Origin of the sequence: Halomonas sp. YLB-10 (assembly GCF_003856855.1) — a bacterium.
Lineage (GTDB): Bacteria > Pseudomonadota > Gammaproteobacteria > Pseudomonadales > Halomonadaceae > Halomonas > Halomonas litopenaei.
On record NZ_RRCU01000008.1, the window covers coordinates 25,434 to 50,956 of the forward strand.

Consider the following 25,523-nt stretch of genomic DNA (forward strand, 5'->3'; position numbering starts at 1 on the left):
CGACGCCATCTACCTGGCATCCATGCCCACTTCCTGGGCCCAACTACTGGAGAGTTTCATGGCTACAGAGCGCACTCTGTCCATCATCAAGCCCGACGCCGTCGCCAAGAATGTCATCGGCGAGATCATCACGCGCTTCGAGAAGGCCGAACTGAAGGTCGTCGCCGCCAAGATGGTTCACCTGTCCCAGGAGCAGGCCGAAGGCTTCTACGCCGAGCACAAGGAACGCCCCTTCTTCGGCGACCTGGTGTCCTTCATGACCTCTGGTCCGGTCGTGGTGCAGGTGCTGGAAGGTGACAACGCCATCGCCAAGAACCGCGAGCTGATGGGCGCCACCAACCCGAAGGAAGCCGACGCCGGCACCATCCGCGCCGACTTCGCCTCCTCCATCGACGCCAATGCCGTCCACGGCTCCGACTCCCCCGAGTCCGCCGAGCGCGAAGTGAGCTACTTCTTCGGCGCAGACGAGATCTGCCCGCGCTAAGGGCGTCGGGGTCCGACCCTCGTGATTGCGGCCCCATCGGTGAACGGATGCCCCTGGCATCCGTTCGCTCCTTTCTGCCCACCGACCCGCTGAACCTGCCATGACCACCACCGCTGCTCCCCAACGCGTCAACCTGCTCGGCATGACCCGAGAAGAGATGGAAGCCTTCTTCCTCTCCATCGGTGAGAAGAAGTTCCGTGCCGCCCAGGTGATGAAATGGATTCACCACGAAGGCGTCGACGATTTCGCCGCCATGACCAACCTGTCCAAGGCGCTGCGCGCACGCCTCGAGGAAACCGCCGAGGTACGCGGTCCCAAGGTCGTCTATGAAGGCGCCTCCAAGGACGGGACGCGCAAGTGGGTAGTGGAGGTCGAGGACGGCAGCTACGTCGAAACCGTGCTTATCCCCGCCGACAACGGCAAGCGCCGCACCCTGTGTGTGTCATCCCAGGTCGGCTGCTCGCTGGACTGCAGTTTCTGCTCCACCGGCAAGCAAGGCTTTCAGCGTAACCTCACCAGCGCCGAGATCATCGGCCAGGTATGGGTCGCCTCCAACAGTGGCGGCTCACGCAAGGACAGCGCCAATCGTCCGGTCACCAACGTGGTGATGATGGGCATGGGCGAACCCTTGATGAACTACGACAACGTCGTGCCGGCGATGAAGCTGATGCTCGACGATCAGGGTTACGGCCTGTCGAAACGCCGTGTCACCCTGTCCACCTCCGGGGTGGTACCGATGCTCGACCGCCTGGGCGACGAACTCGACGTCAGCCTGGCGATCTCGCTGCACGCCGCCAATGATGCGCTGCGCAGCGAACTGGTACCGCTCAACCGCAAGTACAACATCCGCTCACTGCTGGACGCCTGCCACCGTTATCTGGCCAAGTGCGACGACACCCGCCAGGTCACCATCGAATACACGGTGATCAAGGACGTCAACGACCAGCAGGAGCATGCCCGTGAACTGGCGGAGCTGTTGAAGGAACTGCCCTGCAAGATCAACCTGATCCCCTTCAACCCCTTCCCCCATTCCGGCTACGAGAAGCCCTCCCGCAATCAGGTGATGCGCTTCCAGCGCTGGCTCTACGAACTGGGTCATACCGCGCCGATCCGGTCGACCCGGGGCGATGACATCGACGCCGCCTGCGGCCAGCTGGTAGGACGGGTCAAGGATCGTACGCGTCGTCACGAACGCTACATTCAGTCGATCCAGATCGACGCCGACTGACCCTGCCGTCTTGACTTCATTCCGGCACGGCGCTTTGATATTCGGGCCTTTTCCTGCCCACGGGCGGGTGTCGCCAGACGCCTTCCCGCCACGGCCAAGCAGCGGGAGTACGACAACGCCATGACGTGCCAGGCAGACAGCTCAAGCGCCGGCCTGCGCGGCCGGGTCATCGGACTGGCCATCGCGCTTCCCCTGACGCTTGCCGGCTGCGCCGTCGCCGTGCCCCAGTCAGACGAGTCCCCCGCCGTCGCCTATCGCAACCTCGGCGAAGCCTACCTGCGCCAGGGCAACCTTCCCCGCGCCACGGCGGCACTCGATCGCGCCGTCTCGCTCGATCCCGATGACGCCGCCGCGCTGCAGGCCCTGGCACTGATTCACCAACGCCAGGGGGAAGCGGCGCTGGCGGACGAGTTCTTTCGACGCGCCCTCGATGAAGACCCGAACTTCACCCGGGCACGCAACAATTACGCCGCCTTCCTGTATGATCGGGGGCAAACCGGTGAGGCCTGCGAGCAGCTTGAACAGGCCAGTCACGATATACACTATGCCCACCGGGCCCAGCTGTTTGCCAACCTGGGACGCTGCCGGTGGGAACTCGGCGAGGTCGAGACGGCCAGGGCGGCGCTGGAGCGATCCCAACGCATCGACTCGAGCCTGCCCGCGAGCCACTTGACCCTCGCCGAACTGGAATACGCACAGGGCAACCTTATGCGCGCCCGATCACAGCTGGATCGCTTCGTGAGCCAGGCGGGATGGACCACCGCCGCCAGGCAGCTTGCCGCTAGCCTGGGAGACGCCGACACCGGCGCCCGGTCATCGGCCGAACCCGACCAGCCTTCACGCGCGCTTTGATCACTGTTTACACGATGAAGGAAGCTCAGCCATGAGCGACAGTCAGTACACCGACTCCGAGGTCTCCTTGTCCAAAACGCCCTCCGGGGACGCCTCTCCCGGCGCCTTGCTGTGCCATGAACGAGAGAGCCAGGGGCTGACCCGCGAGGAAGTCGGGGCAGCCCTCAACCTCCGTCCCGCCGTGATCGAGGGGCTGGAGATCGACAACTACGATGAAGTGCCGGTGGTGACCTACCGACGCGGCTACCTGCGCAGCTACGCCCAGTTGCTCGGCGTCGATGTCGGCCGGGTGATGGCGCTGTACGAAGCGCGCATGGGCAACGAGGAAGTCGAGCGCAAGGTCACCCCGGTGTACATCAACAAGCCCCCCTCGCGCCTGGGCGCCTGGCTGTTTCGGCTGATGACCCTGGTGGTCATCGCCGGCCTGATCGGGCTGACCCTGATGTGGTGGCAGAGCCGTGGTGGCAGCGAGCCGCCCGAGGTCAGCGACAACGGCCCGGTCTCGGTGGACACCATCGACGGCAACGCCGCGGTCAGCGACGAGGCCACCGAGGGCGACGACAACCTGCCCCCGCTGCCCGCCGAGGACAGCGAGATGGGACTGGTCGATGGCGAGCAGGCCACCGCCGACAGCGCTGCAGAAAGCGCCGGCGCCGAGCCTGGCGCCTCGACGCCGAGCACCGTGGCGGCCACCGAAGCGGCTGCCGCCGAAGCCAGCGAGCCCGCTGACGACAGCGTCAACGACAGCACCGACCAGGCTGCAAGCGTGAATGCCGACGACGCCAGCGCCGAGCAGACTGCCTCCGCCGATGCACAGGGCGCCGAGGATGAGGGCGCCGCCGAGGCCGCGCCGGCTGCCGACAGCCGTCGTATCCTCAAGCTGACCTTCAACGAGCAGTCCTGGACCGAGATCTTCGACAGCACCAATACCCGAGTCTTCGTCGGCCTGCAGTCACCGGGCACCGAAGCCACCGTGGAGGGCGAGCCGCCCTTCCGCATGACTGTCGGCAACGCCACCGGCGTGGAGTTGTTGTGGGGCGGCGAAACCGTCGACCTGCAACAGCGCGCCGGCAGAAACAATGTCGCCCGCTTTACCCTGGGAGAGTGATTGATCGCCATGCATTCGCACTCACCGATCAAAAGACGCCAGTCACGCCAGATTCATGTCGGTTCGGTACCGGTCGGGGGCGACGCTCCCATCTCGGTGCAGAGCATGACCAACACCGACACCCTGGACGTCGAGGCCACCCTTGGCCAGATTCGTGCCCTCGAACAGGCCGGCGCCGATATCGTGCGCGTCTCGGTGCCGACCATGGACGCCGCCGAGGCCTTCGGTCGCATCAAGCAGGGCACCCAGGTGCCGCTGGTGGCCGACATCCACTTCGACTACCGCATCGCCCTGCGCGTGGCTGAGCTAGGGGTCGACTGCCTGCGCATCAACCCTGGCAATATCGGCCGTGAAGACCGCGTCCAGGCGGTGGTCTCCGCCGCCCGTGACAACGGTATCCCGATCCGTATCGGCGTCAACGCCGGCTCGCTGGAGAAGGACCTGCAGAAGAAGTACGGGGAACCGACACCGGCGGCCCTGGTCGAATCGGCGATGCGCCATATCGATCACCTGGATCGCCTCGACTTCCCCGACTTCAAGGTCAGCGTCAAGGCCTCCGACGTGTTCATGGCGGTGGCCGCCTACCGTGACCTGGCCTCACGCATCGAGCAGCCGCTGCACCTGGGTATCACCGAGGCTGGCGGTCTGCGTTCGGGCACCGTCAAGTCCTCCATCGGCCTTGGCATGCTGCTGATGGACGGTATCGGCGACACCATCCGGGTATCGCTGGCAGCGGATCCGGTCGAAGAGGTCAAGGTCGGCTTTGACATGCTCAAGAGCCTGCGCCTGCGGGCCAAGGGCATCAACTTCATCGCCTGCCCGAGCTGTTCGCGTCAGAACTTCGACGTCATCAGCACCATGAACGCCCTCGAAGAGCGCCTCGAGGATGTGATGACGCCGCTGGACGTGGCCGTCATCGGCTGCGTGGTCAACGGCCCCGGCGAGGCCAAGGAAGCCGACCTGGGCCTGACCGGCGGCACCCCGGCCAACCTCGTCTACATCGACGGCAAGCCCGCCAGCAAACTGCGCAATGACCACCTGGTCGACGATCTCGAGGCGCTGATTCGCCAGAAGGTCGCCGAGAAGGAAGCGACAGAACGCGACGTCATCGCTCGCCTGTAACGCCCTCGCCCGGTGAGGCCGGGCGAGGGCCGTGACTACGGCGAGACCAAGGAGCAAGTTTTGAGCAAGAAGATCCAGGCCATCCGTGGCATGAATGACCTGTTGCCCGACGCCTCGCCGGTGTGGCAGTACTTCGAGTCCCAGGTTCAGGCGCTGATGAAGCGCTACGGCTACAACGAGATCCGTACCCCTATCGTCGAGCAGACGGCCCTGTTCGCCCGCTCGATCGGCGAGGTCACCGACATCGTCGAGAAGGAGATGTACACCTTCGAGGACCGCAACGGCGACAGCCTGACCCTGCGCCCCGAGGGCACCGCCAGCTCGGTTCGCGCGGCGATGGAACATGGCCTTCTGTACAACCAGACCCAGCGGCTGTGGTACACCGGCCCGATGTTCCGCCACGAGCGCCCGCAGAAGGGCCGCTACCGTCAGTTCCATCAGGTCGGGGTCGAGACCTACGGCCTGGAAGGCCCGGACATCGACGCCGAAGTCATCCTGCTGTCGGCGCGTCTGTGGAAGCAGCTCGGCCTGTTTGATCACGTCACCCTGGAGCTCAATTCGCTGGGCTCCAATGAGGCGCGCGCGGCCTACCGCGACACCCTGGTGGCCTACTTCGAGCAGCACCGCGAGGTCCTCGACGAGGACTCGCTGCGCCGCCTGACCAGCAACCCGCTGCGTATCCTCGACTCGAAGAATCCGGCCATGGCCGAGATGCTGAGCCAGGCGCCCCAGCTGATGGATCATCTGGATCAGGAGTCCCGCGAGCACTTCGAGGCGCTGACCGCGCGCCTCGACGCCGCCGGCATCGACTACGTGATCAACCCGCGCCTGGTGCGCGGTCTCGACTACTACTGCCGCACCGTGTTCGAGTGGACCACCGACGCCCTCGGCAGCCAGGGCACCGTGTGCGCCGGCGGACGCTACGACGGCCTGGTCGAGCAGCTCGGCGGCAAGCCGACCCCGGCGGTGGGCTTCGCCATGGGCATCGAGCGTCTGATCCTGCTGCTCGAGACCCTGGACATCGTGCCGCAGGAGGCTCGCGCCCCGCTCGACGCCTACGTGCTGGGCATGGACGCCACCACCGACGGCGACGCCATGGCCCTGGCCGAGCGCCTGCGCGATGAACTGCCGGCCCTTGGCGTGCAATTGCACTGTGGCGGCGGCAGCTTCAAGAGCCGCATCAAGAAGGCCGATCGCAGCGGTGCCCGCCTCGCCCTGCTGATCGGCGAAAACGAACGTGAAAACGGCCAGGTGGCGATCAAGTTCCTGCGTGACGACCGCGAACAACGCGTGGTCGAGCAAGCGTCCTTGGCCACCACCCTGACGAGCCTGCTGTCCGAGTGACGGCACGACCATTAGAAGGAGACCGCCCGTGGCGGAGCTGAGAACCGAAGAAGAACAGCTTGAGGCGATCAAGCGCTGGTGGAAGGAAAACGGCACCTCGCTGCTCGCCGGTGCGGTACTGGCCGCCGCTGGCGTGTTCGGCTGGAACGCCTGGCAGGACTACCAGCAGGGGCAGGCCGTGGCCGCCTCCAGCAGCTACCAGCAGCTTCTTGACCTGGCCAGCCGCGACAGCCTCGACGACGGGGCCCTGGCCCAGGCCCAGGGGCTGGTCGACACCCTGCAGGAAGACCACGACGGCACCCTGTACAGCGAGCTTGCGCTGCTGCTCGAGGCCCGCCTGGAGGTCGACGCAGGCGATGTCGAGGGCGCCCGCGAGTCGCTGGAGACCCTCATCGAGGGCAGCGACGATGGTTACCTGACCGGCCTCGCCCGCCTGCGCCTGGCGCGCCTGCAGAGCGCCGAGGGCAACCACGAGACCGCCCTTGCCACCCTCGACGGTGACATCCCCGAGGCCCTGGCCGCCCAGCGCGACAACGTGCGCGGCGACATCTACCACGCCACCGGCCAGCACGACCAGGCCGCCGAGGCCTGGCAGAGCGCCCAGTCACTGGCCGAAGAAAGCGGTCAGCCGCTCTACGGTATCTCGCTCAAGCTCGACGACCTCGGTGATCAGGAGGCCACCCTATGAAGACCCCGTTTAACCGAACCCGGATCGCCCTGGCGACCGCCGTCACCCTGACCGCCCTGCTGACCGGCTGCGCCAGCAAGTCCGAGCCCCAGTATCCGCCCAAGGAGCTCAAGGACTTCGCCGAGTCCACCCGGGTCGAAACCCGCTGGAGCGAAGGCGTGGGCGCAGGCCTGGGTGAGGCCACCTACCCCATCGAACCCGCCCTGGCCGGTTCCACCCTGTTCGCCGCCGACGAGGAAGGCCTGGTCGAGGCGTTCAACACCGCCAACGGCGACACCCAATGGGAAGCCGAACTGGATTCACCGATCTCCAGCGGTATCACCGCAGTGGACGGCGATCTGTTCCTCGCCACCCGCAATGGCGAGGTGGTCGCCCTCGACCAGCGCAATGGCCGGGTCAAGTGGCGTACCCGTGTGCCCAGCGAAGTGCTGGCCGCGCCCCAGCCGACCACCCAGCTGTTGATCGTGCAGGCGGTGGACGGCACCGTGACCGCCCTGGATCGCCTGTCCGGTGACCGCCAGTGGGTGTTCAGCGCCAATATGCCGTCGCTGACCCTGCGCAGCACCGGCACCCCCACCGCCATCGATCAGGTGACCTTCGCCGGCTTTGCCAACGGCCGTCTGTCGATCATCGACAACCGCTCGGGCCAGCAGATCTCCGAGCGCACCATCGCCGTGGCCACCGGCATGAATGACATCGACCGTCTGGTCGACCTGGCCGGCCAGCCGGTGCTGACTCCGGACGGCCGCCTGTTCGTGACCAGCTTCAATGGTCGCCTGGTGGCGCTCAACGCCCAGAGCGGCGAGACCCTGTGGTCGACGCCGTTGTCCAGCTACCACACCCCGGTGCTGGTGGGCGAGACGCTTTACGTGGTCGACGAGGCCAGCCGCCTGATCGCCTTCGACGCCAACAGCGGCAACGAGCTGTGGCGCCTGGAGGACCTCTACGGTCGCTCGGTGACCGCCCCGGCCTTCGCCGACGGCCGCATCGTGCTCGGCGACGCCGAAGGCTATGTGCACTTTATCGACGCCAGCAGCGGACGCCTGGTCGGCCGCACCCATATTGACGGCTCAGGCATCAGCGTGCGCCCTCTCACCGACGGCAAGCGCGTGTACGCCCTGGCCAATGACGGAAGCCTGGAGGCTCTGGACATCCGCCCATGACCCCCGTGATCGCACTGGTCGGCAGGCCCAATGTGGGCAAGTCGACCCTGTTCAACCGCCTGACCCGCTCTCGCGACGCCCTGGTGGCCGATTTCCCCGGCCTCACCCGGGATCGCAAGTACGGCAACGGCATGCTCGGCAACAAGGCCTACACCGTCATCGACACCGGCGGCATCAGCGGTGACGAGGAAGGCATCGACGCGGCCATGGCCGAACAGTCGCTGCAGGCCATCGACGAAGCCGACATCGTGCTGTTCCTGGTGGACGCGCGTGCCGGCCTCAATGTCGCCGACGAGGCCATCGCCAACCACCTGCGGGTCAACCAGAAGAAGACCTGGCTGGTGGTCAACAAGACCGACGGCCTCGAGGAACACTCGGCCATGGCCGACTTCTGGCAGCTCGGTCTCGGCGATCCCCGGCCCATCGCAGCGGCCCACGGCCGCAATGTCACCGCGCTGATCGACGAGGTGCTCTCGCCGTTCCCCGAGCGCGACATGGACATCCCCGCGGACACCGGCAGCAAGGGTATCCGCATCGGTGTCATCGGTCGTCCCAACGTGGGCAAGTCGACCCTGGTCAACCGCCTGCTGGGCGAGGACCGGGTGGTGGTATTCGATGAAGCCGGCACCACCCGCGACGCCATCGAGATCCCCTTCGAGCGTCGCGGCAAGCCCTACGTACTGGTCGATACCGCCGGCGTCCGGCGGCGCAAGAACGTCACCGAGGTGGCCGAGAAGTTCTCGATCATCAAGACCCTGGACGCGATCAAGGAGTGCCACGTCGCGATCATGGTGCTCGATGCCCGCACCGGCCTGGTGGAGCAGGATCTGCACCTGCTCGACTATGTGCTGACCTCGGGCCGCGCGCTGGTACTGGCGGTCAACAAGTGGGACGGCCTGGAAAGCGAGGCCAAGGACAAGATGCGCGCCGAGATCAAGCGCCGTCTGGGCTTCGCCGACTACGCCGAGCTGCACTTCATCTCGGCCTTGCACGGCACCGCCGTGGGCGACCTGTACCCGTCGCTGGAGCGCGCCTTCGCCTCCGCCAACAGCCACTGGTCGACCAACCGTCTGACCACGCTGCTGCAGGACGCCGTCGAGCAGCACCAGCCGCCGATGGTCCACGGCCGCCGGATCAAGCTGCGCATGGCCCACCAGGGCGGCAGCAACCCGCCGATCATCGTGGTCCACGGCAACCAGACCGACAAGCTGCCCGAAGCCTACAAGCGCTACCTGACCAACACCTTCCGCAAGGTGCTCAAGGTCCGAGGCACGCCGATGCGCTTCGAGTTCCGCTCCGGCAAGAACCCCTACGACCGACTGGCCGAAGCCTCCGACAAGGAAAAGGCCAAGAAGCGCGAACTGGGGCGCACCAAGGAGGCGCGCAAGAGCCGCCGCTAAGCGTCACCGGCGTCACTCGCCGCTCTTTCGCCCCTGGTGTTGAACGACAACGAAACGCCCGGTCCCTCGCCAGAGGAACCGGGCGTTTTCGTGCACGCATGCTGCCGGATGTCGAGACCATGCCTCGCTCGCTGCTGAGCCTGGCCTGCAAGCCTGCGGCAGCGCCTCAGGCTTGCTCTGCCAGGCGACGAGCCCCTACCCAGTCCAGCGCAAACTGGTAGGCACAGCGGCCGCTGCGTCCACCTCTCATGGTGGCAAAGCGGGTGGCCGCCACCGGCGCTTCGTCATCCCAGTCCTGCGGCTGGCCCAGGCGCTCGACCCAGTGGCGACAGGTATCGAGATAGGTCTCCCGGTTGAACGGATGAAACGCCAGCCACAATCCGAAGCGGTCGGACAGCGAGATCTTCTCCTCCACCGCGTCGCCGTGGTGCAGCTCCTCGCCGTCCGGCGTCAGGTGGCTCTGCTGGTTGTCGCTCATATGCTCCGGCATCAGGTGGCGCCGGTTGGAGGTGGCGTAGATCAGCACGTTTTCCGGGGGGCCGGTCAGGGTGCCGTCGAGGACACTCTTGAGCGCCTTGTAGGCGTCGTCGGATCCTTCGAAGGACAGATCATCGCAGTACACCACGAAGCGCGCCGGTTCGTGACGCAACTGCTCCACCAGCAGCGGCAGTCCGGCCAGGTCGTGGCGGTCCACCTGGATCAGCCGCAGGCCTTCATCGGCCAGGGTATTGAGCAGCGCGCGCACCATCGACGACTTGCCGCTGCCACGAGAGCCCCACAGCAGCGCGTGATTGGCCGGCAGGCCACGCAGAAAGGCCCGCGTATTGGCCAGCAGCTCGCGCTTCTGGCGCTCCACCCCGACCAGGTCGTCCAGGCTCAGGGCATCCCGAGGCGGCACCGGCACCAGTTGCCCGCCGAGGGCGTGGCGCTGCCACAGCGCAGCGACGTCACGACGCCAGTCCACCGCAGGGCGGGGCTCGGGCAGCCAGGGTTCGACGCGATCGAGAAGGGCCAGCAGGCGCTGGGCGAGTTGAGTGTCCATCGGGGCAGGTGTCCTTGTAACAAATGATGGCCGCCGGTCAGGGTCTGTCGCTCGATAGCGACCGGCCGTGCACTACCTTTGCGGTTGACCCTTCCAGCAGTCCGGGTATCTTGAGGCCAGTTGCCACCGATTCTACACGCTCGGGCTCGACCCCGGCGGATCATGACAAGGAGACCCCCCATGCGCTGGATGAAGGCCGTGGGCGCCTGCGCCCTGATGGTTACCGTTGCTGCCTGTTCCACCTCACCCACTGGTCGCTCCCAGATGCTGTTGCTGGACGAACAGCAGCTCAGCCAGATGGGGGCCCAGGCCTTCGACCAGTACCAGCAGGAGCTGCCCACCGTGAGCGGGCGCCAGCTCGAGTACGTGCAGTGCGTGACCCGCAACGTGGTCCAGGCGCTGCCGGAAGACCAGCGCAATCAGAACTGGCAGGTCAAGGTGTTCGAGTCCGAGGACGCCAACGCCTTTGCCCTGCCGGGCGGCTACGTGGGGGTCAACACCGGCCTGCTCGACGTCGCCACCAACCAGGACCAGCTGGCCACCGTCATCGGCCACGAGATCGGCCACGTGCTGGCCCACCACGCCAACGAGCGCGCCTCCACCGAAAGCGCGACCCAGCTTGGCATGTCGGTGGTCGGTACCGCCCTCGGCTCCCAGGGTGTCACCGGCAGCGACCAGCTGATGGCGGCCATGGGCATGGGCGCCCAGTACGGCATCCTGCTGCCGTTCTCGCGCAGTCACGAGAGCGAGGCCGACACCATCGGTCTGCAGCTGATGGCCGACGCCGGCTTCGATCCCCGCGCCAGCGTCCAGCTGTGGCAGAACATGAGCGCCGCCGGCGGCGGGCAGCCGCCGGAGTGGATGTCCACCCACCCGGCACACGGCAACCGTATCGCCGGGCTCGAGGCGGGCATGAACGACGCCATGGCCCGCTACGAGCAAGCCCAGGCACGTGGCCTGACGCCCAGCTGCAAGGCGCCCTGAACCAGAACAGCCCCTGCCCTGCAGCCTGTCACCAGGCCGCTGACAAGGGGGGGGCTATCGCCGAGGCCTCTATTCCTGGAGGCCTCGGCTCCCGTCACTTCCACGCTTCGTTGGTGCCATGAAACTCACCTCCACCAGGCTCGGCCTGATCCTGCTCGTCGTGCCCATTGTGGTGCTGTTGACCCTGTTCTTTGTGGAACTCGGCGATATCCGCCAGTGCGAACTGGTCGACCAGGGCCACTGGAACTACCTGGCCGGCCACTGTGGCGACACGCCGTCGCCCTTCGTTCCCTGGATCGTCCGCAGCCCCTGGCTGGTCAACGGCGGCCTGCTGGTGTCGGTGGTCGGGCTGGGGCTGTGCATGCTGGGGCTCTACCGTCGACGCGGCTGAAACGCGGCGCGCGGCTGCTGGCTGACGACCAGGGGCTGACGGCTCCTGACCGACGACAACGACGCCCAACGACAACGGCGCCCCATGGCAATGAGCCAGGGGCGCCGTTGTCGTTGCTGCCGATGTGTCCGCGAAAGCGGCTTCAGCCGGCGTCGAGCTCTGCTCGCAGCTTTCGATGCAGTGGGCCGGTATCCGGCGTGACGCCACGCCAGCGTTCAAAGGCCGCCGCCGCCTGTTCCACCAGCATGCCGAGACCATCGCTGGTGCTCGCCCCTCGCTCGGCCGACCAGGCCAGAAACACCGTCGGCTCGGCGCCGTACATCATGTCGTAGGCGACAGCCCCCTCGTTGAAGAGATCCTCCGGCAGCGGCGGCAGGTCCCCGGCAAGGCTTGCGCTGGTGCCGTTGATGACCAGGTCATAGCGCTCGTCGACGGCGTCGTAGCCGCCGCCCAACACGGGGCCCAGGTCGGCGAAATCCCGCGCCAGCGCCTCGGCCTTGGCGGCGGTGCGGTTGGCCAGCCGCAGCGAGGCGGGACGTCGCGACAGCAACGTTTCCAGCGCGCCGCGCACCGCGCCTCCGGCACCCAGCACCAGGATACGTGCACCCTCAAGCCTTACCTGCTGGCGCTCCAGGTCCGCCACCAGGCCAATACCATCGGTATTGTGGCCCTCGACGCTGCCATCGGCCTTGAGCGTCAGGGTGTTGACCGCCCCGGCCCGCTGCGCCTGTTCGCTCAGGCTGTCGCACAGCCGGTAGGCGTCTTCCTTGAACGGCACCGTCACATTGGCGCCGCGCCCGCCTTCGGCAACAAAGGCGCGCCAGGCTCCGCCGAAGTCCTCCAGTGGCGCCTCGATGGCGGTGTATTCCAGCGATTCACCGGTCTGCTCGGCAAAGGTGCTGTGGATCACCGGCGATTTCGAATGCCCCACCGGATTGCCGAACACACAGTAACGATCGTTCATCGGACGGTTAACCTCGCTCTTGACGTTGTCGTATGCCGCATTGTGACCGCTGACGGTCATCGCGCTTGGCTCGAGGCCTCTTCACCAAGCCAGTCCCGGGGCACCAGATAGGCATCCAGCGCCGCCTCGGGAGAGCCGGGCTGCGGCTGGTAGTCGTACTGCCAGCGCGCCAGCGGCGGCATCGACATCAGGATGGACTCGGTGCGACCGCCGCTCTGCAGGCCAAACAGGGTGCCACGGTCCCAGACCAGGTTGAATTCCACGTAGCGACCTCGCCGATACAGCTGGAATTCACGTTCGCGCTCGCCCCAGGGGGTATCGCGACGACGTTCCACGATGGGCAGATAGGCGTTCAGGAAGCCATCCCCTACCGCGCGCTGAAACGCGAAGCAGCGGTCGAAGCCCCCCTCGTTGAGGTCATCGAAGAACAGACCACCGACACCACGGGTCTCGCCTCGGTGCTTGAGGAAAAAGTAGTCGTCGCACCAGCGCTTGTAGCGGTCGTAGACGTCGTCACCGAACGGCTGGCACAGCTCATGGGCCACCCGGTGCCAGTGACAGGCGTCTTCAAACTGGGGGTAGTAGGGCGTCAGGTCAAAGCCGCCGCCAAACCACCATACCGGCGCCTCGCCCTCGGCACTGGCGATGAAGAAGCGCACATTGCCGTGGCTGGTGGGTACGTGGGGATTACGCGGATGCAGCACCCAGGACACCCCCACCGCCTGAAAGCCGCGCCCGGCGAGTTCCGGGCGTGCTGCGGTGGCCGCCGGGGGCAGGGTCGCGCCGTGAACGTGGGAGAAATTGACCCCGCCCTTTTCGAACAGCGCGCCTTCCTCGATGACCCGGGAACGGCCACCACCGCCTTCCTCACGCACCCAGTCGTCTTGATGGAAGCGCCCTTCGCCGTCGGCCTCGGCCAGGGCCTCGCACAGGCGATCCTGCAATTCCAGCAGGTAGCGTTTGACCTCTTCGAGATTGGGCTCGGACACGTCTGCTCCTGTTGTTAAAAAAAAGCGATGAGTAAAAACGATGAACAAAAGCGATGCGTAAAAAGGTGCGCCCAGGGCCAGGCCAAGAGCCATGTCAGTGGCGCAGGGTCTCGCGGCTTAGCAGGTCACGGATGGTGCTGGGGCGAGGATTGCCGCCCAACGCTCCCGGCACGACCGCGTCCAGCTCGTTGCCGAAGATGCGCCGAATGTCCGCTTCGCTCATGGCCGGCGCTTCTCCTGCACGGTTGGCCGAGGTGGACACCAGCGGCCCGCCGAAGGCACGACACAGCGCCTGTACACCGGGATGATCGCTGACCCTCAGCGCCACCTTGTCGTGGCAGCCTCGTACCAGCGACGGGGTGCGACCATTGTCCGGCACCAGCCAGGTGTTGGGGCCCGGCCAGCTGGCGACAAGAGGCGCATGAAGGTCGGCCGGCAATCCTTCGAGCCAGGGAGCAAACTGCTCGATGGTGGCGGCGATCAGGATCACCCCCTTGGCCGGGTCACGGCGCTTCAGGCGCAACAGCCGGGTCAGCGCCTCTTCGTTGTCGGGATCGCAGCCCAGGCCCCAGACGGCCTCGGTGGGATAGGCAATGACACCGCCACGACGCAGGGCGTCGACGACGGGCACGAGGGAGGAATCGGAATCACTCATGGGGTCGTTATCTGAATCGGTACCGAATCGAAAGATCAGGGTAGGGAGTATCGTTGCGCCATGCTAGCACGGCGTCGGGACTTGCGTCGCACGCCGCTGTCGCCGCCGGCGTAGGCGATCCGCCCGTTCCCCCACGGCCATTGGCACCCTGTTCGGCCGGGCCTCGTCATCGGGCGGCTAGCCCTTGCCACCATCCAGACGCACCCACCCGCCGGCCACCAGCCCGGCCTGTCCTGCGATCTCGAGCAGCGTCAGTTCACGCTGGCAGGCGGCCACATCGCAGCCCGCCAGCCCCATCAGATCGTCCACCGCCAACGGGGTGGCGCTCAGCAGATCGAGCAGCTTGCGACCGGGGGAAGGCGCGGCCCTTGCCCCGGTGCGTTCGGAGGCGCTGTCTAGAGGATTATCGACAGAGCTATCTACAGGACCATCTAAATGGCCATCTACAGGACTATCTACACGACCATCGGCGGCACCAGCCGCAATGCACCGCGGGGTCGCGCGTCGCGGCCCCCAGCACGCCAGTTCCTCGAACAGGTCGTCGGGGTGTCTGACCAGGGCGGCGCCCTCGCGGATCAGCCGCAGGCAGCCCCTGGCCTGGGGCGAGTGGATGGAGCCGGGCAGCGCCAATACCTCGCGGCCCTGCTCACCGGCCAGGCGGGCACTGACCAGCGAGCCGCTGTGTTCGGCGGCCTCCACCACCAGCACACCGCAGGACAGCCCGGTGACGATGCGGTTGCGCCGGGGAAAATCCCCCGAGCGTGGCCGCACGCCAGGGGGAGACTCCGCCAGCAGCAGGCCCCCGTCGTCGCGCAGGCGCCTATACAGGGCGCCGTGCTGGCCGGGATAGACCACATCGACGCCGCCGGCCAGCACCGCGATACTGCGCCCCCCAAGATCCAGCGCCGCCGCCTGGGCGGCACCGTCGATGCCGAGCGCCATGCCGCTGACCAGACACCAGCCGGCCTCCGCCAGCGCCACCGCAAAACTGCGCGCATTGACCAAACCCTCGCGGGTGGGCCGCCGCGACCCCACCAGGGCAAGCCTCGGCGGTACCAGGGCATCGAGATCGCCAAGCGCCCACAGCAGCACCGGCGGGTCCGGGATCTGGTCGAGCAGGGCCGGCCAGCGCGGATGATCGGGATGCAGCAGGTGGCGCGCCTCGGCCCGCTCATGGAGGCGGCCTCCATTGGCAGCGCTGCGCGCTTTCCCGCCGTCGCCGGCAAGCCACGCCTCGGCCTGCTCGATCAACGCCGTCAGCGGGCTGCGTCTGGGATGATCCAGCCACAAGCGCAGTTCCGCCGCGGCCCCGGGCGGCAGACGGGCCAGCCAGCCACCGGGCCAGTCAGGGTTTAACTGACGCAGGCGAGCCAGCCGTCGTGGGCCCACCTGAGGCAGTGCGTTCAACGCCATCCAGCGTGCGAAGCCAAGTTCCATGACAGAGCCCTCCCTGGCCGAGTGCCGGCAGTATAGGCAGGCAGGCGCGACACGCCTTGGCGGTCTTCGCCGTCTCGGCTCCAGGCGGTGCGCGACGGCGATTCTGGCATGTTATAGTAGCGACCTATCACGCTCATTGGCGCCAACGACTAGGGTCACCCCCGGCGTCGTCCTAGAATGGGCAACACGAACCGAACGAATAACGGTGGTACCACAGCATGGCCAGACTCCCCATTCTCGAGTTTCCCGACGAGCGGCTGCGCAACAAGGCAGTGCCCGTCGAAAACGTCGATGACGAGGTCCGCCAGCTGGTCGATGACATGCTGGAGACCATGTACGCCGCACCGGGTATCGGCCTCGCCGCCACCCAGGTGGACGTGCATCGCCGAGTCATCGTGATCGACGTCAGCGAAGATCAGTCCACCCCGTTGGTGCTGATCAACCCCGAGGTCACCCCGCTGGGGGACGAACGGGAACCGATGCAGGAAGGCTGCCTGTCGATCCCCGAGTACTACGCCGAGGTGCCGCGTGCGCTGCGGGTAAAGCTGAAGGCTCAGGGACGCGACGGCGAGCCCTACGAGCTCGAAGCCGACGGACTGCTGGCCCACTGCATCCAGCATGAGCTCGACCACCTCGAGGGCATACTGTTCGTCGACTACCTGTCACCGCTCAAGCGTGACCGGGTGATGAAGAAGATGCAGAAGCGTCATCGCCAGATGCAGGGCGCCTGAGCCGCTGCGTAGCCCTCAAGCCGCCGCCATCTCGGCCCCGCAACCGCCTACGACGAAGACCGACAACGTGAATCACGTTGTCGGTCTTCGTCGTTTCGCCCGTCTCCGTTACTATTGTCCCCGCATTCTTCGGCCAAGGCCCTGAACATGACCCGATCGCTGCGCGTGATCTTCGCTGGCACGCCCGACTTCGCCGCCGAGAGTCTCTCGGCGCTGCTGGCCAGTCACCACCAGGTGATTGCCGTCTATACCCAACCCGATCGCCCCGCCGGACGCGGCCGCAAGCTGACGCCGAGCCCGGTCAAGTCGCTGGCGCTGGAGCACGGCCTGCCGGTGTACCAGCCCGAGCGGCTCAGGGACGAAGCCGAACAGCGCGCCCTGGCCGCGCTGGACGCCGACGTCATGGTGGTGGTGGCCTACGGCCTGATCCTGCCGTTGCCAGTACTCGAGGCACCGCGCCTGGGCTGCCTCAACGTCCACGCCTCGCTGCTGCCACGCTGGCGCGGTGCAGCGCCGATTCAGCGGGCGATCGAGGCCGGCGATGACGAAAGCGGCGTCACCATCATGCAGATGGACGAGGGACTCGATACCGGCGACATGCTGATCATCCGGCGCACCGAGATCCTGCCCACCACCACCGGCGGCGAGTTGCACGATCGCCTGGCCGAGATCGGTGGCAAGGCCATGGTCGAGGCCCTCGACCGACTCGCCGACGGTGAGCTTGCCGCCACGCCGCAGCCCGAACAGGGCGTCACCTACGCCTCCAAGCTCAGCAAGGCCGAGGCCGAGCTGGACTTCGCCCAGCCCGCCGCGACCCTGGCCGCCCGGGTGCGCGCCTTCAATCCCTGGCCGGTGACCTGGTGCGCGCTGGGCGATGAGCGCCTGCGTATCCACCTGGCCGAGCCGGCCGATGACGGCGCACCAGAGTCGCCCGGCACCATCACCCGCGCCGACACCGAGCTGCTGGTGGCCTGTGGCGCCGAGGGCCGCGAGCGCCTTCGCATCACCCGGGCCCAGCTGCCCGGCGGCAAGGCGCTGGCGGTATCCGAGCTGTTGCGCGCCAGGGCCGAACGCTTTCCCCAGGGCACGCTGCTGGGACGTCCTTTCCCGGAGACCTCCGCATGAGCGATTCTCAACCCCCACGCGATCGCAAGCCACCCCATCATGGCCGTCGTCACGCCAACGCCCGACGCGACATGGGTGACTGTGTCCGCGCCGCCGCGGCCAAGGCGCTGGTGCCGGTGATCACCGGCAAGGGCTCACTGGCCACCCTGGACGACCATCAGGTGGTGGCCCGCGACCGAGCCCTGTTCAAGGCCATGTGCTTCGGCGTCTGCCGCACTCTGCCACGGCTCGAGGCACTGGCCGCCCAGCTGCTCGAGAAACCGTTCAAGAGTCGCGATGCCGACATCCAGGCGCTGCTGCTGCTGGGCGCCTATCAACTCCTGTACCTGCGCATCCCGGCCCACGCGGCGGTAGGCGAGACCGCCGGTGCCGCGCGACTGCTCGGCAAGGCCTGGGCCACCCGAGTGCTCAACGGCTGTCTGCGCCGGCTGCAGCGCGAGTCGTCGACGCTGGAAGCCGAAGTCGACCGTGACCCGGCGGTGGCGCTGTTGCACCCGCGCTGGTGGCTCAAGTCGCTGCGTCAGGCCTGGCCCGATGACTGGCAGGCGATCTGCGAGGCCAACAACCAGCCCGGACCGATGACCCTGAGGGTCAATCGTCGCCACAACGACCGCGAGCAGTATCTGGATATCCTCGACGGCGCCGGCATCTCCGCCAGGCTATGCGCCCACGCCCCGGACGGGCTGGTGCTGGAGACCGCCCGCGACGTGGAGGCGCTGCCCGGCTTCGCCCAGGGTCACGTCAGCGTCCAGGACGAGGCCGCCCAACTGGCTGCGGTACTGCTTGGCCCGGTGGTGGCACCGCGGCCAGGTGCACGGGTGCTCGACGCCTGCTGCGCCCCCGGTGGCAAGACCGCTCACCTGCTTGAGCTGTTCGACGTCGATCTGCACGCCATCGACTCCGATGCCGCGCGCCTGGCACGGGTGGAAGACACCCTGACTCGTCTGGGCCTGTCGGCGACCCTGGCCCAGGGCGACGCCACCGAGCGTGACTGGTGGGACGGCACCCCGTTCGACGCCATCCTGCTCGACGCCCCCTGCTCCGGCAGTGGCGTCATCCGCCGTCATCCCGACATCAAGCGCCTGCGTCGGCCCAGCGACATTGCCCAGCTGGCGCAGTTGCAGCGCGCGTTGCTCGACAATCTGTGGCCGCTGCTCAAGCCCGGCGGCACCTTGCTCTACGCCACCTGCTCGGTGCTGCCGGAAGAGAATCGCGACCAGATCCGCGACTTTCTCGCGCGCACCCCGGACGCCAGCGAGCAGATGCCCGACGGCATCGCCTGGGGCCAGGTTTCCGGGGCCGGACGCCAACTGTTACCGAAGGTCGACAGCCATGACGGCTTCTTCTATGCCAGACTGGTGAAGGCGGGCCGCTAGTCCGACCAGGACGTCGGCCTGGCCGCCCGTGACCTATGCTTCTCCAACAGGGAGTCTGTATGAGCCAACACGTCTACAAGCAGATCGAGTTGACCGGTTCCTCGGAAACCAGCATCGAAGATGCGGTACAGCGGGCCATCACCAAGGCCTCGGAAACCGTGCATGACCTGCGCTGGTTCGAGGTGACCGATACCCGCGGCCATATCGAGAATGGCCGGGTGGCCCACTGGCAGGTCACGGTCAAGGTCGGCTTCACCCTCGACTGACCTCCGAGGCTGATTCGACCCGGAGACCCACGGGACTTGCATTGCACAAGTCCTGCGGTGTTTCCTTTCAGCACAGGGCGGGACTCTCCCGCCCTGTTGTACTGTTCAGAGCTCGGGTATGCTGGCTCAATGCTGCAACGCACCATAGGCTCTGAACCCCTCTTCGGACACGACGACGATGAAGATCATCATTCTCGGCGCCGGCCAGGTTGGCGGCACCCTGGCGGAGCACCTGGCCCGCGAGGAGAACGACATCACGGTGGTGGACACCGACGGTGAGCGCCTGCGCGAGCTGCATACCCGGCTCGACATCCGCACCGTCTCCGGGGCGGCCTCCTACCCCATGGTGCTACGCCAGGCCGGCTGCGAAGACGCCGACATGCTGATCGCGGTGACCAACTCCGACGAGGTCAACATGATCGCCTGTCAGGTCGCCCATACCCTGTTTCGTACCCCGACCAAGATTGCCCGAGTGCGCGCCACCGCCTACCTGGCGCGCAAGGGACTGTTCGCCCACGAGGCGGTGCCCATCGACGTGCTGATCAGCCCCGAGCAGGTGGTCACCGACCATATTCGCCGGTTGATCGAGCACCCCGGCGCCCTGCAGGTGCTGGAATTCGCTGGTGGACTGGTCCAGCTGGTGGCGGTCAAGGCCTTCTACGGCGGTCCATTGGTCGGCCAGGAGCTCGGCTTCCTGCGCCGTCACATGCCCAGCGTCGACACCCGGGTGGCCGCCATCTACCGGCGCAACCGTCCGATCATTCCGCGTGGCGACACCGTGATCGAGGCCGACGACGAGGTCTTCTTCATCGCCGCCCGGCGCGATATCCGCGCGGTGATGAGCGAGCTGAGGCGACTGGATCGCGACTTCCGCCGGGTGGTGATCGCCGGCGGCGGCAACATCGGCGAGCGCCTGGCCGAACACCTCGAGCACAGCCACCAGGTCAAGATGATCGAGCACAGCCTCGAGCGCTGCACCCAGCTCTCCGAACGCCTCGACCGCACCGTGGTACTGCACGGCAGCGCGACCAGCAAACGCCTGCTGGAAGAGGAGAACATCGAGGACTGCGACATCTTCTGCGCGCTGACCAACGACGACGAGGTCAACATCATGTCGTCGATGCTGGCCAAGCGCATGGGTGCCAAGAAGGTGCTCACCCTGATCAACAACGCCGCCTACGTGGATCTGGTCCAGGGCGGCGAGATCGACATCGCCATCTCGCCCCAGCAGGCCACCATCGGCAGCCTGCTGACCCATGTGCGCCGCGGTGACATCGTCAACGTCCACTCGCTGCGCCGCGGCGCCGCCGAGGCCATCGAGGCCATCGCCCACGGCGACAGCCAGTCCTCCCGGGTGGTCGGTCGTGCCATCGGCGACATCGACCTGCCCGGTGGCTCCACCATTGGCGCGGTGGTGCGCGGCAAGGAAGTGCTGATCGCCCACGACGACGTGGTGGTGGAGAGCGGTGACCACGTCATCCTGTTCGTCGTCGACAAGCGCAAGATCCGTGACGTCGAACGCCTGTTCCAGGTCGGATTGACCTTTTTCTGATGGGCGCGCCCCTCGCCCCTGCCGCCATACCAAGGAGAGCCGCCGCATGAGTCCGATGCCGACCGGGCTTGAGACGACGACCCGTCCCGACATGTCCCCCGCCTGTTGCTGTCAGCCAGGAGGCAGGACGCCATGAGCCTGAGGATGATCCTGCGCATTCTCGGGCTGCTGCTGATGATGTTCAGCCTGACCATGGTGCCGCCCATCGCCATCTCGCTGTTGTTCGGCGACGGCACCTGGGACGCCTTTCTGATCGCCATCGCCATCACCGTGCTGACCGGCGCGCTGATGTTCCTGCCCAATCGTCGCGCCCGGCGGGAGTTGCGCACCCGCGACGGCTTCTTGATCGCCGCCATGTTCTGGACGGTGCTGGGGCTGTTCGGTTCGCTGCCGCTGATGCTCACCGGCAGCACCGCACTGTCGTTCACCGACGCGGTGTTCGAGTCATTCTCGGGGCTGACCACCACCGGCGCCACGGTGATCACCGGCATCGACTTCCTGCCCGAGGCGATCCTCTACTACCGTCAGCAGCTGCAGTGGCTCGGTGGCATGGGCATCGTGGTGCTGGCGGTGGCGATCCTGCCGACCCTGGGGGTCGGCGGCATGGCGCTGTACCGCACCGAGATCCCGGGGCCGCTCAAGGATTCCAAGCTGACCCCGCGGATCACCGAGACCGCCAAGGCGCTGTGGTACATCTACGCCACCCTGACGGTGGTGTGCATGCTGGCCTACATGGCCGCCGGGATGGACTGGTTCGACGCCCTGGGCCACAGTTTCTCCACCGTGGCCATCGGCGGCTTCTCGACCCACGACGCCAGCATCGGCTACTTCGACAGCGCGGTGATCGAGGCCATCTGCATCGTCTTCATGCTGATCTCCGCGCTCAGTTTCAGCCTGCACTTCCTGGCCTGGCGCGAACGCCGCATCGGCCACTACTGGGAAGACTCCGAGGCGCGCTTTCTATTGCTGTACCTGACGGGGCTTGCCAGCATCACCGTGGTGGTGCTGTGGCTGACCGGTACCGAAGAGACCACCGTGGGTCTTCGCCACGGCATCTTCGAGGTGGTCTCGGTGGCCACCACCGCCGGCTTTTCGGTGGCCGACTTCTCCGCCTGGCCCGGCGCCCTGCCGCTTTTGCTGTTCATCGCCGCCTTCGTCGGCGCCAGCTCCGGCTCCACCGGCGGCGGCATGAAGGTCATCCGCATCATCCTGATCATCAAGCAGGGCATGCGCGAGATCATGCGCCTGATCCACCCCAATGCGGTGATCGCGGTCAAGATCGGCAAGGTCAGCGTACCCGACGGCATCGCCCAGGCGGTGTGGGGATTCTTCTCGGCCTATGTGCTGCTGTTCTTCCTGATGCTGGTGGGGGTGATGGCCACCGGGGTCGACCAGGTCACCGCCTGGTCCACGGTGGGCTCGGCGCTCAACAACCTGGGGCCGGCGCTGGGCGAGGCCAGTCTGCACTACGGTGACATGCCGACCATGGCCAAGTGGATCCTGGTGATGGCGATGCTGATGGGCCGCCTGGAGATCTTTACCGTTCTGGTGTTGTTTACCCCGGCCTTCTGGCGCAAATAGGACCGATCCTGGCGCCCTTTCCTTTGCCGTAGCCCTTCGCTAGAGGGCGGTGTCGGTACCCGCCACCGCCTCTCGCATCACCGAAAGCGCCCGCTGTGCCCGGGCCGACAGTGGCCACTCGGCGCGCTGGATCAGGTAGAGGGTATCGCTGACCTCGGGGGCACCCTCGACCACACGGATGGCGTGCTGGTCCTCGAAGGCCTCCCGGGCAAAGCGTGGCAACACGCTGAAGCCCAGCCCCTGGGCCACCGGCGCCAGGATCAGACCAATCTGATTGGTGAAGCCGCTGCGCGGCCAGCGAGCGTAGCCCGGCGAGCCCGGAAAGCGCCGACTGAGCAAACGGGTGGCCAGGGCCTTGCCGTCCGGATGGTCGATAAAGCCCAGCGCCATCAGCTCATCGAATGTCTCGACACGGGTGTTGGCCGGTACCACCAGCTCCAGCGCCTCGGTGGCAAACTCGCTGACCGTCAGACTGGCGTCGTCGGGACGCTCGCCCACCAGCCCCATCTCCACCTTGCCGTCGATGACGGCCTCGACGATCTCCCGCGTCGGACCGAAGCGATGGCGAATCGCCAGCCCCGGCGCGCGCTTCTGCAACGCCAGCAGACGCGGGTAGATCGCAAGCCCGATGCTCCCTGGCGTCATCAGGCTGATCTCGCCATGATCGTCCAGATCACCGGCCAGGCGCTGGGTGAGGCGCTGATCGACCCGTTCACGTTCGTTCAGATAGTCCAGCAGGGCGTGGCCGGCCGGGGTCAGCTCGAGCCGCCGAGGCCGGCGAATGAACAACTGTCCCAGCTCGGCCTCCAGGCGCTGGATATGCTGGCTGACCGCCGCCTGGGTCAGATCAAGGCGCTCGGCGGCGCGGGTAAAGTTGCCCTGCTCCACCAACGCCTGAAACGAGCGTAGCCAGAGCGGATTTGCCATAAGCATCTATTATCACCACCATAACGTAGCGTCGATTTTCATTATAGCGATCCCGGCCCAGACTGTGCTCATCATTCCTGCATCAAGAGGTGACACTCCATGAGCCAGCAAGACGCCTTGGCAAACGCCAACCACAACGCTCCCGCCAACTCTTCAAGCAACTCTCCCAACAGTTATCCCCGCAGCTTCTCCCATATCGGCATCTCGGTGCCGGACGTGGAGGCCGCGGTGGCGTTCTACACCCAGGTGCTGGGCTGGTACCAGATCATGGCGCCGACCACCATCGAGGAAGACGACTCCGCCATCGGCGAGATGTGCACCGACGTCTTCGGTCCTGGCTGGGGCAGTTTCCGTATCGCCCACCTGTCCACCGGTGACCGGGTCGGCGTGGAGCTGTTCGAGTTCGCCAACCACGAGGACCCGGACAACAACTTCGAGTACTGGAAGACCGGCGTGTTCCACTTCTGCGTCCAGGATCCCGACGTCGAGGGCCTGGCCGAGCGCATCGTCGCCGCCGGCGGCAAGAAGCGCATGCCCAAGGTGCGCGAGTACTATCCCGGCGAGAAGCCCTACCGGATGATCTACATGGAAGATCCGTTCGGCAACATCCTCGAGATCTACTCCCACAGCTACGAACTGACCTATTCCGCTGGCGCCTATCAGGACTGAACGCCGGACAATGTCAGCTCGAGGGCAGGCCAGGGTTTGGCCTGCCCTCCTCGTTCATGGATAATCGATCCTTCACATTCTCAAGGCCCCGAGCCCCATGAGCGAGATCGACGACATTGCGCTGGCCGAGCGGCCCGAGACCCGAGGCGGCCCCCGACGTGACCTCCGCGTCGGCGACACCACCTTTACCCTGCTGGGCACCGCCCACGTCAGCGCCGAGAGCGCCGACGAGGTGCGCGACCTGATCGATTCCGGCGACTTCGACGCCGTCGCCATCGAGCTGTGCGACGCCCGCCACAGCAACCTGGCCAATCCCGACGCCCTGGGTGACCAGGACCTGTTCCAGATCTTTCGTCAGGGCAAGGCCGGTATGGTCGCCGCCAACCTGGCCCTCGGCGCCTTCCAGCAGCGCATCGCCGAGCAGTCCGGCATCGAGCCCGGTGCCGAGATGCGCGCCGCCCTGGAGGCCAGTCAGCGCCACGAGCTTCCGCTGCTGCTGATCGACCGGGACGTGGGCCTGACGCTCAAGCGGATCTACCAGAACGTGCCCTGGTGGCAGCGCTTCAGCCTGCTGTCGGGCCTGCTCGGCAGCGTGCTGTCGCGCCAGGAAGTCTCCGCCGAGGAGGTCGAGCGGCTCAAGCAGGGCGACGTGCTGGAATCCACCTTCAGCGAATTCGCCGCCGAGTCGCAGTCGCTGTTCACCCCCTTGATCAGCGAGCGCGATCGCTACATGGTGATGCGCCTGGCCCAGCAGTGCCCACCTGGCAAGTTCAAGCGGGTGCTGGTGGTGATCGGCGCCGGCCACCTCAAGGGCATGGCCGAGCATCTGGAAGGCCCGCCTGCCGAGGACCCGGCCGAGGAAATCGCCGCGCTGGAGGCCACCCGGCCGCCGTCGAAGGTGTGGAAGATGCTGCCCTGGCTGATCACTGCCCTGGTACTGACCGGCTTCGCCATCGGCTTTTCGCGCAACACCGAGCTCGGCTGGCAGCTGGTGGCGGAATGGTTCGTGATCAACGGCGTGCTGTCAGGAGGCGCCACCCTGTTGGCCCTGGCCCACCCGGTCACGGTGATCGCCACGGTGTTCGCCGCCCCGTTGACCTCGCTCAATCCGACCATCGGGGCGGGCTTCGTCGCCGCCGGGGTGGAACTGGCCATGCGCAAGCCCAAGGTGCGCGACTTCTCCACCCTGCGTCACGACGTTACCCAGGTGAAGGGCTGGTGGAAGAACCGTGTCTCGCGCACCCTGCTGGTGTTTCTGACAGCGACCCTGGGCTCCGCCGCCGGCACCTGGATCGCCGGTTTTCGTATCGCCGACAGTCTGTTCGGCTAGCCCGGCCGCCTCGTTCGGCACCCACGCGCCGCCGCCCCCTCGGGCGGCGGTGTCGTTTCGCCGCCCCCTACCATCAACGCGAACCCGCTCCGGGTCCGCGCCAGCCCGCCATCGA

At 66.6% G+C, this 25,523-nt stretch carries 25 protein-coding genes; 19 read left to right on the top strand and 6 right to left on the bottom strand.

What is annotated here, in order from left to right; all coding sequences use genetic code 11:
* Window positions 1-58 precede the first annotated feature (58 nt).
* The 9 genes from ndk to der all read left to right on the top strand — a co-directional run bounded on the left by ndk (window position 59) and on the right by der (window position 9,389).
* A complete protein-coding gene (gene ndk / locus EBB56_RS17180; protein ID WP_045992747.1) occupies window positions 59-484 on the top strand; it encodes a nucleoside-diphosphate kinase in 426 nt (141 codons plus the stop codon).
* A gap of 100 nt (window positions 485-584) precedes the next feature.
* Window positions 585-1,712 (top strand): 23S rRNA (adenine(2503)-C(2))-methyltransferase RlmN, encoded by a 1,128-nt coding sequence (gene rlmN / locus EBB56_RS17185; RefSeq protein WP_108131248.1) that lies wholly within the window; start codon window positions 585-587, stop codon window positions 1,710-1,712.
* Between the two features lie 120 nt (window positions 1,713-1,832).
* The gene (gene pilW / locus EBB56_RS17190; RefSeq protein ID WP_124804916.1) at window positions 1,833-2,564 is read left to right on the top strand and encodes a type IV pilus biogenesis/stability protein PilW; all 732 of its coding nucleotides are present in this window, start codon (window positions 1,833-1,835) and stop codon (window positions 2,562-2,564) included.
* A gap of 31 nt (window positions 2,565-2,595) precedes the next feature.
* Window positions 2,596-3,672, top strand: a complete 1,077-nt coding sequence (locus tag EBB56_RS17195) for a RodZ domain-containing protein (RefSeq protein WP_124804917.1) — start codon at window positions 2,596-2,598, stop codon at window positions 3,670-3,672.
* A 9-nt stretch (window positions 3,673-3,681) separates the two neighbouring features.
* Complete coding sequence (gene ispG / locus EBB56_RS17200; protein WP_045992780.1) at window positions 3,682-4,794, top strand: flavodoxin-dependent (E)-4-hydroxy-3-methylbut-2-enyl-diphosphate synthase; 1,113 nt, start codon at window positions 3,682-3,684, stop codon at window positions 4,792-4,794.
* Window positions 4,795-4,854: 60 nt separating this feature from the next.
* A complete protein-coding gene (hisS, locus tag EBB56_RS17205) occupies window positions 4,855-6,138 on the top strand; it encodes a histidine--tRNA ligase (RefSeq protein WP_124804918.1) in 1,284 nt (427 codons plus the stop codon).
* Between the two features lie 28 nt (window positions 6,139-6,166).
* Window positions 6,167-6,826: a tetratricopeptide repeat protein gene (locus tag EBB56_RS17210; RefSeq protein WP_045992744.1), complete on the top strand. Its 660-nt coding sequence runs from the start codon at window positions 6,167-6,169 to the stop codon at window positions 6,824-6,826.
* Window positions 6,823-7,989, top strand: a complete 1,167-nt coding sequence (gene bamB, locus EBB56_RS17215; protein ID WP_045992743.1) for an outer membrane protein assembly factor BamB — start codon at window positions 6,823-6,825, stop codon at window positions 7,987-7,989. Before EBB56_RS17210 ends, bamB begins: the two co-directional genes overlap by 4 nt.
* Window positions 7,986-9,389 (top strand): ribosome biogenesis GTPase Der, encoded by a 1,404-nt coding sequence (gene der / locus EBB56_RS17220; protein ID WP_045992742.1) that lies wholly within the window; start codon window positions 7,986-7,988, stop codon window positions 9,387-9,389. Before bamB ends, der begins: the two co-directional genes overlap by 4 nt.
* A gap of 166 nt (window positions 9,390-9,555) precedes the next feature.
* On the opposite strand, the gene EBB56_RS17225 is transcribed toward der, so the two are convergent.
* Window positions 9,556-10,431 (bottom strand): ATP-binding protein, encoded by an 876-nt coding sequence (locus EBB56_RS17225; protein ID WP_045992741.1) that lies wholly within the window; start codon window positions 10,429-10,431, stop codon window positions 9,556-9,558.
* A 180-nt stretch (window positions 10,432-10,611) separates the two neighbouring features.
* On the opposite strand from EBB56_RS17225, the gene EBB56_RS17230 reads away from it, so the two are divergent.
* Window positions 10,612-11,415, top strand: coding sequence for a M48 family metallopeptidase (locus EBB56_RS17230; RefSeq protein WP_108131243.1), 804 nt, complete (start codon window positions 10,612-10,614; stop codon window positions 11,413-11,415).
* A 118-nt stretch (window positions 11,416-11,533) separates the two neighbouring features.
* Window positions 11,534-11,806, top strand: a complete 273-nt coding sequence (locus EBB56_RS17235; RefSeq protein WP_045992739.1) for a hypothetical protein — start codon at window positions 11,534-11,536, stop codon at window positions 11,804-11,806.
* Window positions 11,807-11,948: 142 nt separating this feature from the next.
* On the opposite strand, the gene aroE is transcribed toward EBB56_RS17235, so the two are convergent.
* The 4 genes from aroE to dprA form a co-directional block, all read right to left on the bottom strand.
* The gene (gene aroE, locus EBB56_RS17240; RefSeq protein ID WP_045992778.1) at window positions 11,949-12,770 is read right to left on the bottom strand and encodes a shikimate dehydrogenase; all 822 of its coding nucleotides are present in this window, start codon (window positions 12,768-12,770) and stop codon (window positions 11,949-11,951) included.
* A gap of 56 nt (window positions 12,771-12,826) precedes the next feature.
* The gene (gene hemF, locus EBB56_RS17245; protein WP_124804919.1) at window positions 12,827-13,759 is read right to left on the bottom strand and encodes an oxygen-dependent coproporphyrinogen oxidase; all 933 of its coding nucleotides are present in this window, start codon (window positions 13,757-13,759) and stop codon (window positions 12,827-12,829) included.
* Between the two features lie 94 nt (window positions 13,760-13,853).
* Window positions 13,854-14,414, bottom strand: coding sequence for an L-threonylcarbamoyladenylate synthase (locus EBB56_RS17250; protein WP_045992737.1), 561 nt, complete (start codon window positions 14,412-14,414; stop codon window positions 13,854-13,856).
* Window positions 14,415-14,591: 177 nt separating this feature from the next.
* A complete protein-coding gene (gene dprA / locus EBB56_RS17255; RefSeq protein ID WP_045992736.1) occupies window positions 14,592-15,851 on the bottom strand; it encodes a DNA-processing protein DprA in 1,260 nt (419 codons plus the stop codon).
* 218 nt (window positions 15,852-16,069) lie between these two features.
* On the opposite strand from dprA, the gene def reads away from it, so the two are divergent.
* The 6 genes from def to EBB56_RS17285 all read left to right on the top strand — a co-directional run bounded on the left by def (window position 16,070) and on the right by EBB56_RS17285 (window position 22,482).
* Window positions 16,070-16,582 (top strand): peptide deformylase, encoded by a 513-nt coding sequence (gene def / locus EBB56_RS17260; RefSeq protein ID WP_124804920.1) that lies wholly within the window; start codon window positions 16,070-16,072, stop codon window positions 16,580-16,582.
* 147 nt (window positions 16,583-16,729) lie between these two features.
* On the top strand, window positions 16,730-17,707 hold the full coding sequence (fmt, locus tag EBB56_RS17265; RefSeq protein WP_124804921.1) for a methionyl-tRNA formyltransferase: 978 nt from the start codon (window positions 16,730-16,732) through the stop codon (window positions 17,705-17,707).
* A gap of 71 nt (window positions 17,708-17,778) precedes the next feature.
* Window positions 17,779-19,083, top strand: a complete 1,305-nt coding sequence (gene rsmB / locus EBB56_RS17270; RefSeq protein ID WP_045995222.1) for a 16S rRNA (cytosine(967)-C(5))-methyltransferase RsmB — start codon at window positions 17,779-17,781, stop codon at window positions 19,081-19,083.
* Window positions 19,084-19,142: 59 nt separating this feature from the next.
* Entirely contained in the window at window positions 19,143-19,349 is a 207-nt protein-coding gene (locus EBB56_RS17275; protein WP_045995219.1) for a dodecin, read from the top strand.
* A 178-nt stretch (window positions 19,350-19,527) separates the two neighbouring features.
* A complete protein-coding gene (gene trkA, locus EBB56_RS17280) occupies window positions 19,528-20,901 on the top strand; it encodes a Trk system potassium transporter TrkA (protein WP_045995220.1) in 1,374 nt (457 codons plus the stop codon).
* Between the two features lie 132 nt (window positions 20,902-21,033).
* Window positions 21,034-22,482, top strand: a complete 1,449-nt coding sequence (locus EBB56_RS17285; protein WP_108448511.1) for a TrkH family potassium uptake protein — start codon at window positions 21,034-21,036, stop codon at window positions 22,480-22,482.
* A 39-nt stretch (window positions 22,483-22,521) separates the two neighbouring features.
* Here the strand turns inward: EBB56_RS17285 and EBB56_RS17290 are convergent, their stop codons facing one another.
* Complete coding sequence (locus EBB56_RS17290) at window positions 22,522-23,409, bottom strand: LysR family transcriptional regulator (RefSeq protein WP_124804922.1); 888 nt, start codon at window positions 23,407-23,409, stop codon at window positions 22,522-22,524.
* Window positions 23,410-23,508: 99 nt separating this feature from the next.
* Here EBB56_RS17290 and EBB56_RS17295 point away from each other — a divergent pair, with 99 nt between their 5' ends.
* The gene (locus tag EBB56_RS17295) at window positions 23,509-24,078 is read left to right on the top strand and encodes a lactoylglutathione lyase family protein (RefSeq protein ID WP_124804923.1); all 570 of its coding nucleotides are present in this window, start codon (window positions 23,509-23,511) and stop codon (window positions 24,076-24,078) included.
* A 97-nt stretch (window positions 24,079-24,175) separates the two neighbouring features.
* Window positions 24,176-25,408: a TraB/GumN family protein gene (locus EBB56_RS17300; RefSeq protein ID WP_045995236.1), complete on the top strand. Its 1,233-nt coding sequence runs from the start codon at window positions 24,176-24,178 to the stop codon at window positions 25,406-25,408.
* Window positions 25,409-25,523: the final 115 nt, after the last annotated feature.

Bases quoted from the DNA above. Each gene is read 5' to 3' on its own strand.
- EBB56_RS17285 (WP_108448511.1), top strand. From the start codon at position 21,034: ATGAGCCTGAGGATGATCCTGCGCATTCTCGGGCTGCTGCTGATGATG.
- trkA (WP_045995220.1), top strand. From the start codon at position 19,528: ATGAAGATCATCATTCTCGGCGCCGGCCAGGTTGGCGGCACCCTGGCG.
- ndk (WP_045992747.1), top strand. From the start codon at position 59: ATGGCTACAGAGCGCACTCTGTCCATCATCAAGCCCGACGCCGTCGCC.
- rlmN (WP_108131248.1), top strand. From the start codon at position 585: ATGACCACCACCGCTGCTCCCCAACGCGTCAACCTGCTCGGCATGACC.
- ispG (WP_045992780.1), top strand. From the start codon at position 3,682: ATGCATTCGCACTCACCGATCAAAAGACGCCAGTCACGCCAGATTCAT.
- fmt (WP_124804921.1), top strand. From the start codon at position 16,730: ATGACCCGATCGCTGCGCGTGATCTTCGCTGGCACGCCCGACTTCGCC.
- EBB56_RS17290 (WP_124804922.1), bottom strand. From the start codon at position 23,409: ATGGCAAATCCGCTCTGGCTACGCTCGTTTCAGGCGTTGGTGGAGCAG.
- EBB56_RS17300 (WP_045995236.1), top strand. From the start codon at position 24,176: ATGAGCGAGATCGACGACATTGCGCTGGCCGAGCGGCCCGAGACCCGA.
- EBB56_RS17230 (WP_108131243.1), top strand. From the start codon at position 10,612: ATGCGCTGGATGAAGGCCGTGGGCGCCTGCGCCCTGATGGTTACCGTT.
- dprA (WP_045992736.1), bottom strand. From the start codon at position 15,851: ATGGAACTTGGCTTCGCACGCTGGATGGCGTTGAACGCACTGCCTCAG.
- aroE (WP_045992778.1), bottom strand. From the start codon at position 12,770: ATGAACGATCGTTACTGTGTGTTCGGCAATCCGGTGGGGCATTCGAAA.
- bamB (WP_045992743.1), top strand. From the start codon at position 6,823: ATGAAGACCCCGTTTAACCGAACCCGGATCGCCCTGGCGACCGCCGTC.
- der (WP_045992742.1), top strand. From the start codon at position 7,986: ATGACCCCCGTGATCGCACTGGTCGGCAGGCCCAATGTGGGCAAGTCG.
- pilW (WP_124804916.1), top strand. From the start codon at position 1,833: ATGACGTGCCAGGCAGACAGCTCAAGCGCCGGCCTGCGCGGCCGGGTC.
- EBB56_RS17195 (WP_124804917.1), top strand. From the start codon at position 2,596: ATGAGCGACAGTCAGTACACCGACTCCGAGGTCTCCTTGTCCAAAACG.
- EBB56_RS17225 (WP_045992741.1), bottom strand. From the start codon at position 10,431: ATGGACACTCAACTCGCCCAGCGCCTGCTGGCCCTTCTCGATCGCGTC.
- EBB56_RS17295 (WP_124804923.1), top strand. From the start codon at position 23,509: ATGAGCCAGCAAGACGCCTTGGCAAACGCCAACCACAACGCTCCCGCC.
- def (WP_124804920.1), top strand. From the start codon at position 16,070: ATGGCCAGACTCCCCATTCTCGAGTTTCCCGACGAGCGGCTGCGCAAC.
- rsmB (WP_045995222.1), top strand. From the start codon at position 17,779: ATGGGTGACTGTGTCCGCGCCGCCGCGGCCAAGGCGCTGGTGCCGGTG.
- EBB56_RS17250 (WP_045992737.1), bottom strand. From the start codon at position 14,414: ATGAGTGATTCCGATTCCTCCCTCGTGCCCGTCGTCGACGCCCTGCGT.
- EBB56_RS17235 (WP_045992739.1), top strand. From the start codon at position 11,534: ATGAAACTCACCTCCACCAGGCTCGGCCTGATCCTGCTCGTCGTGCCC.
- EBB56_RS17275 (WP_045995219.1), top strand. From the start codon at position 19,143: ATGAGCCAACACGTCTACAAGCAGATCGAGTTGACCGGTTCCTCGGAA.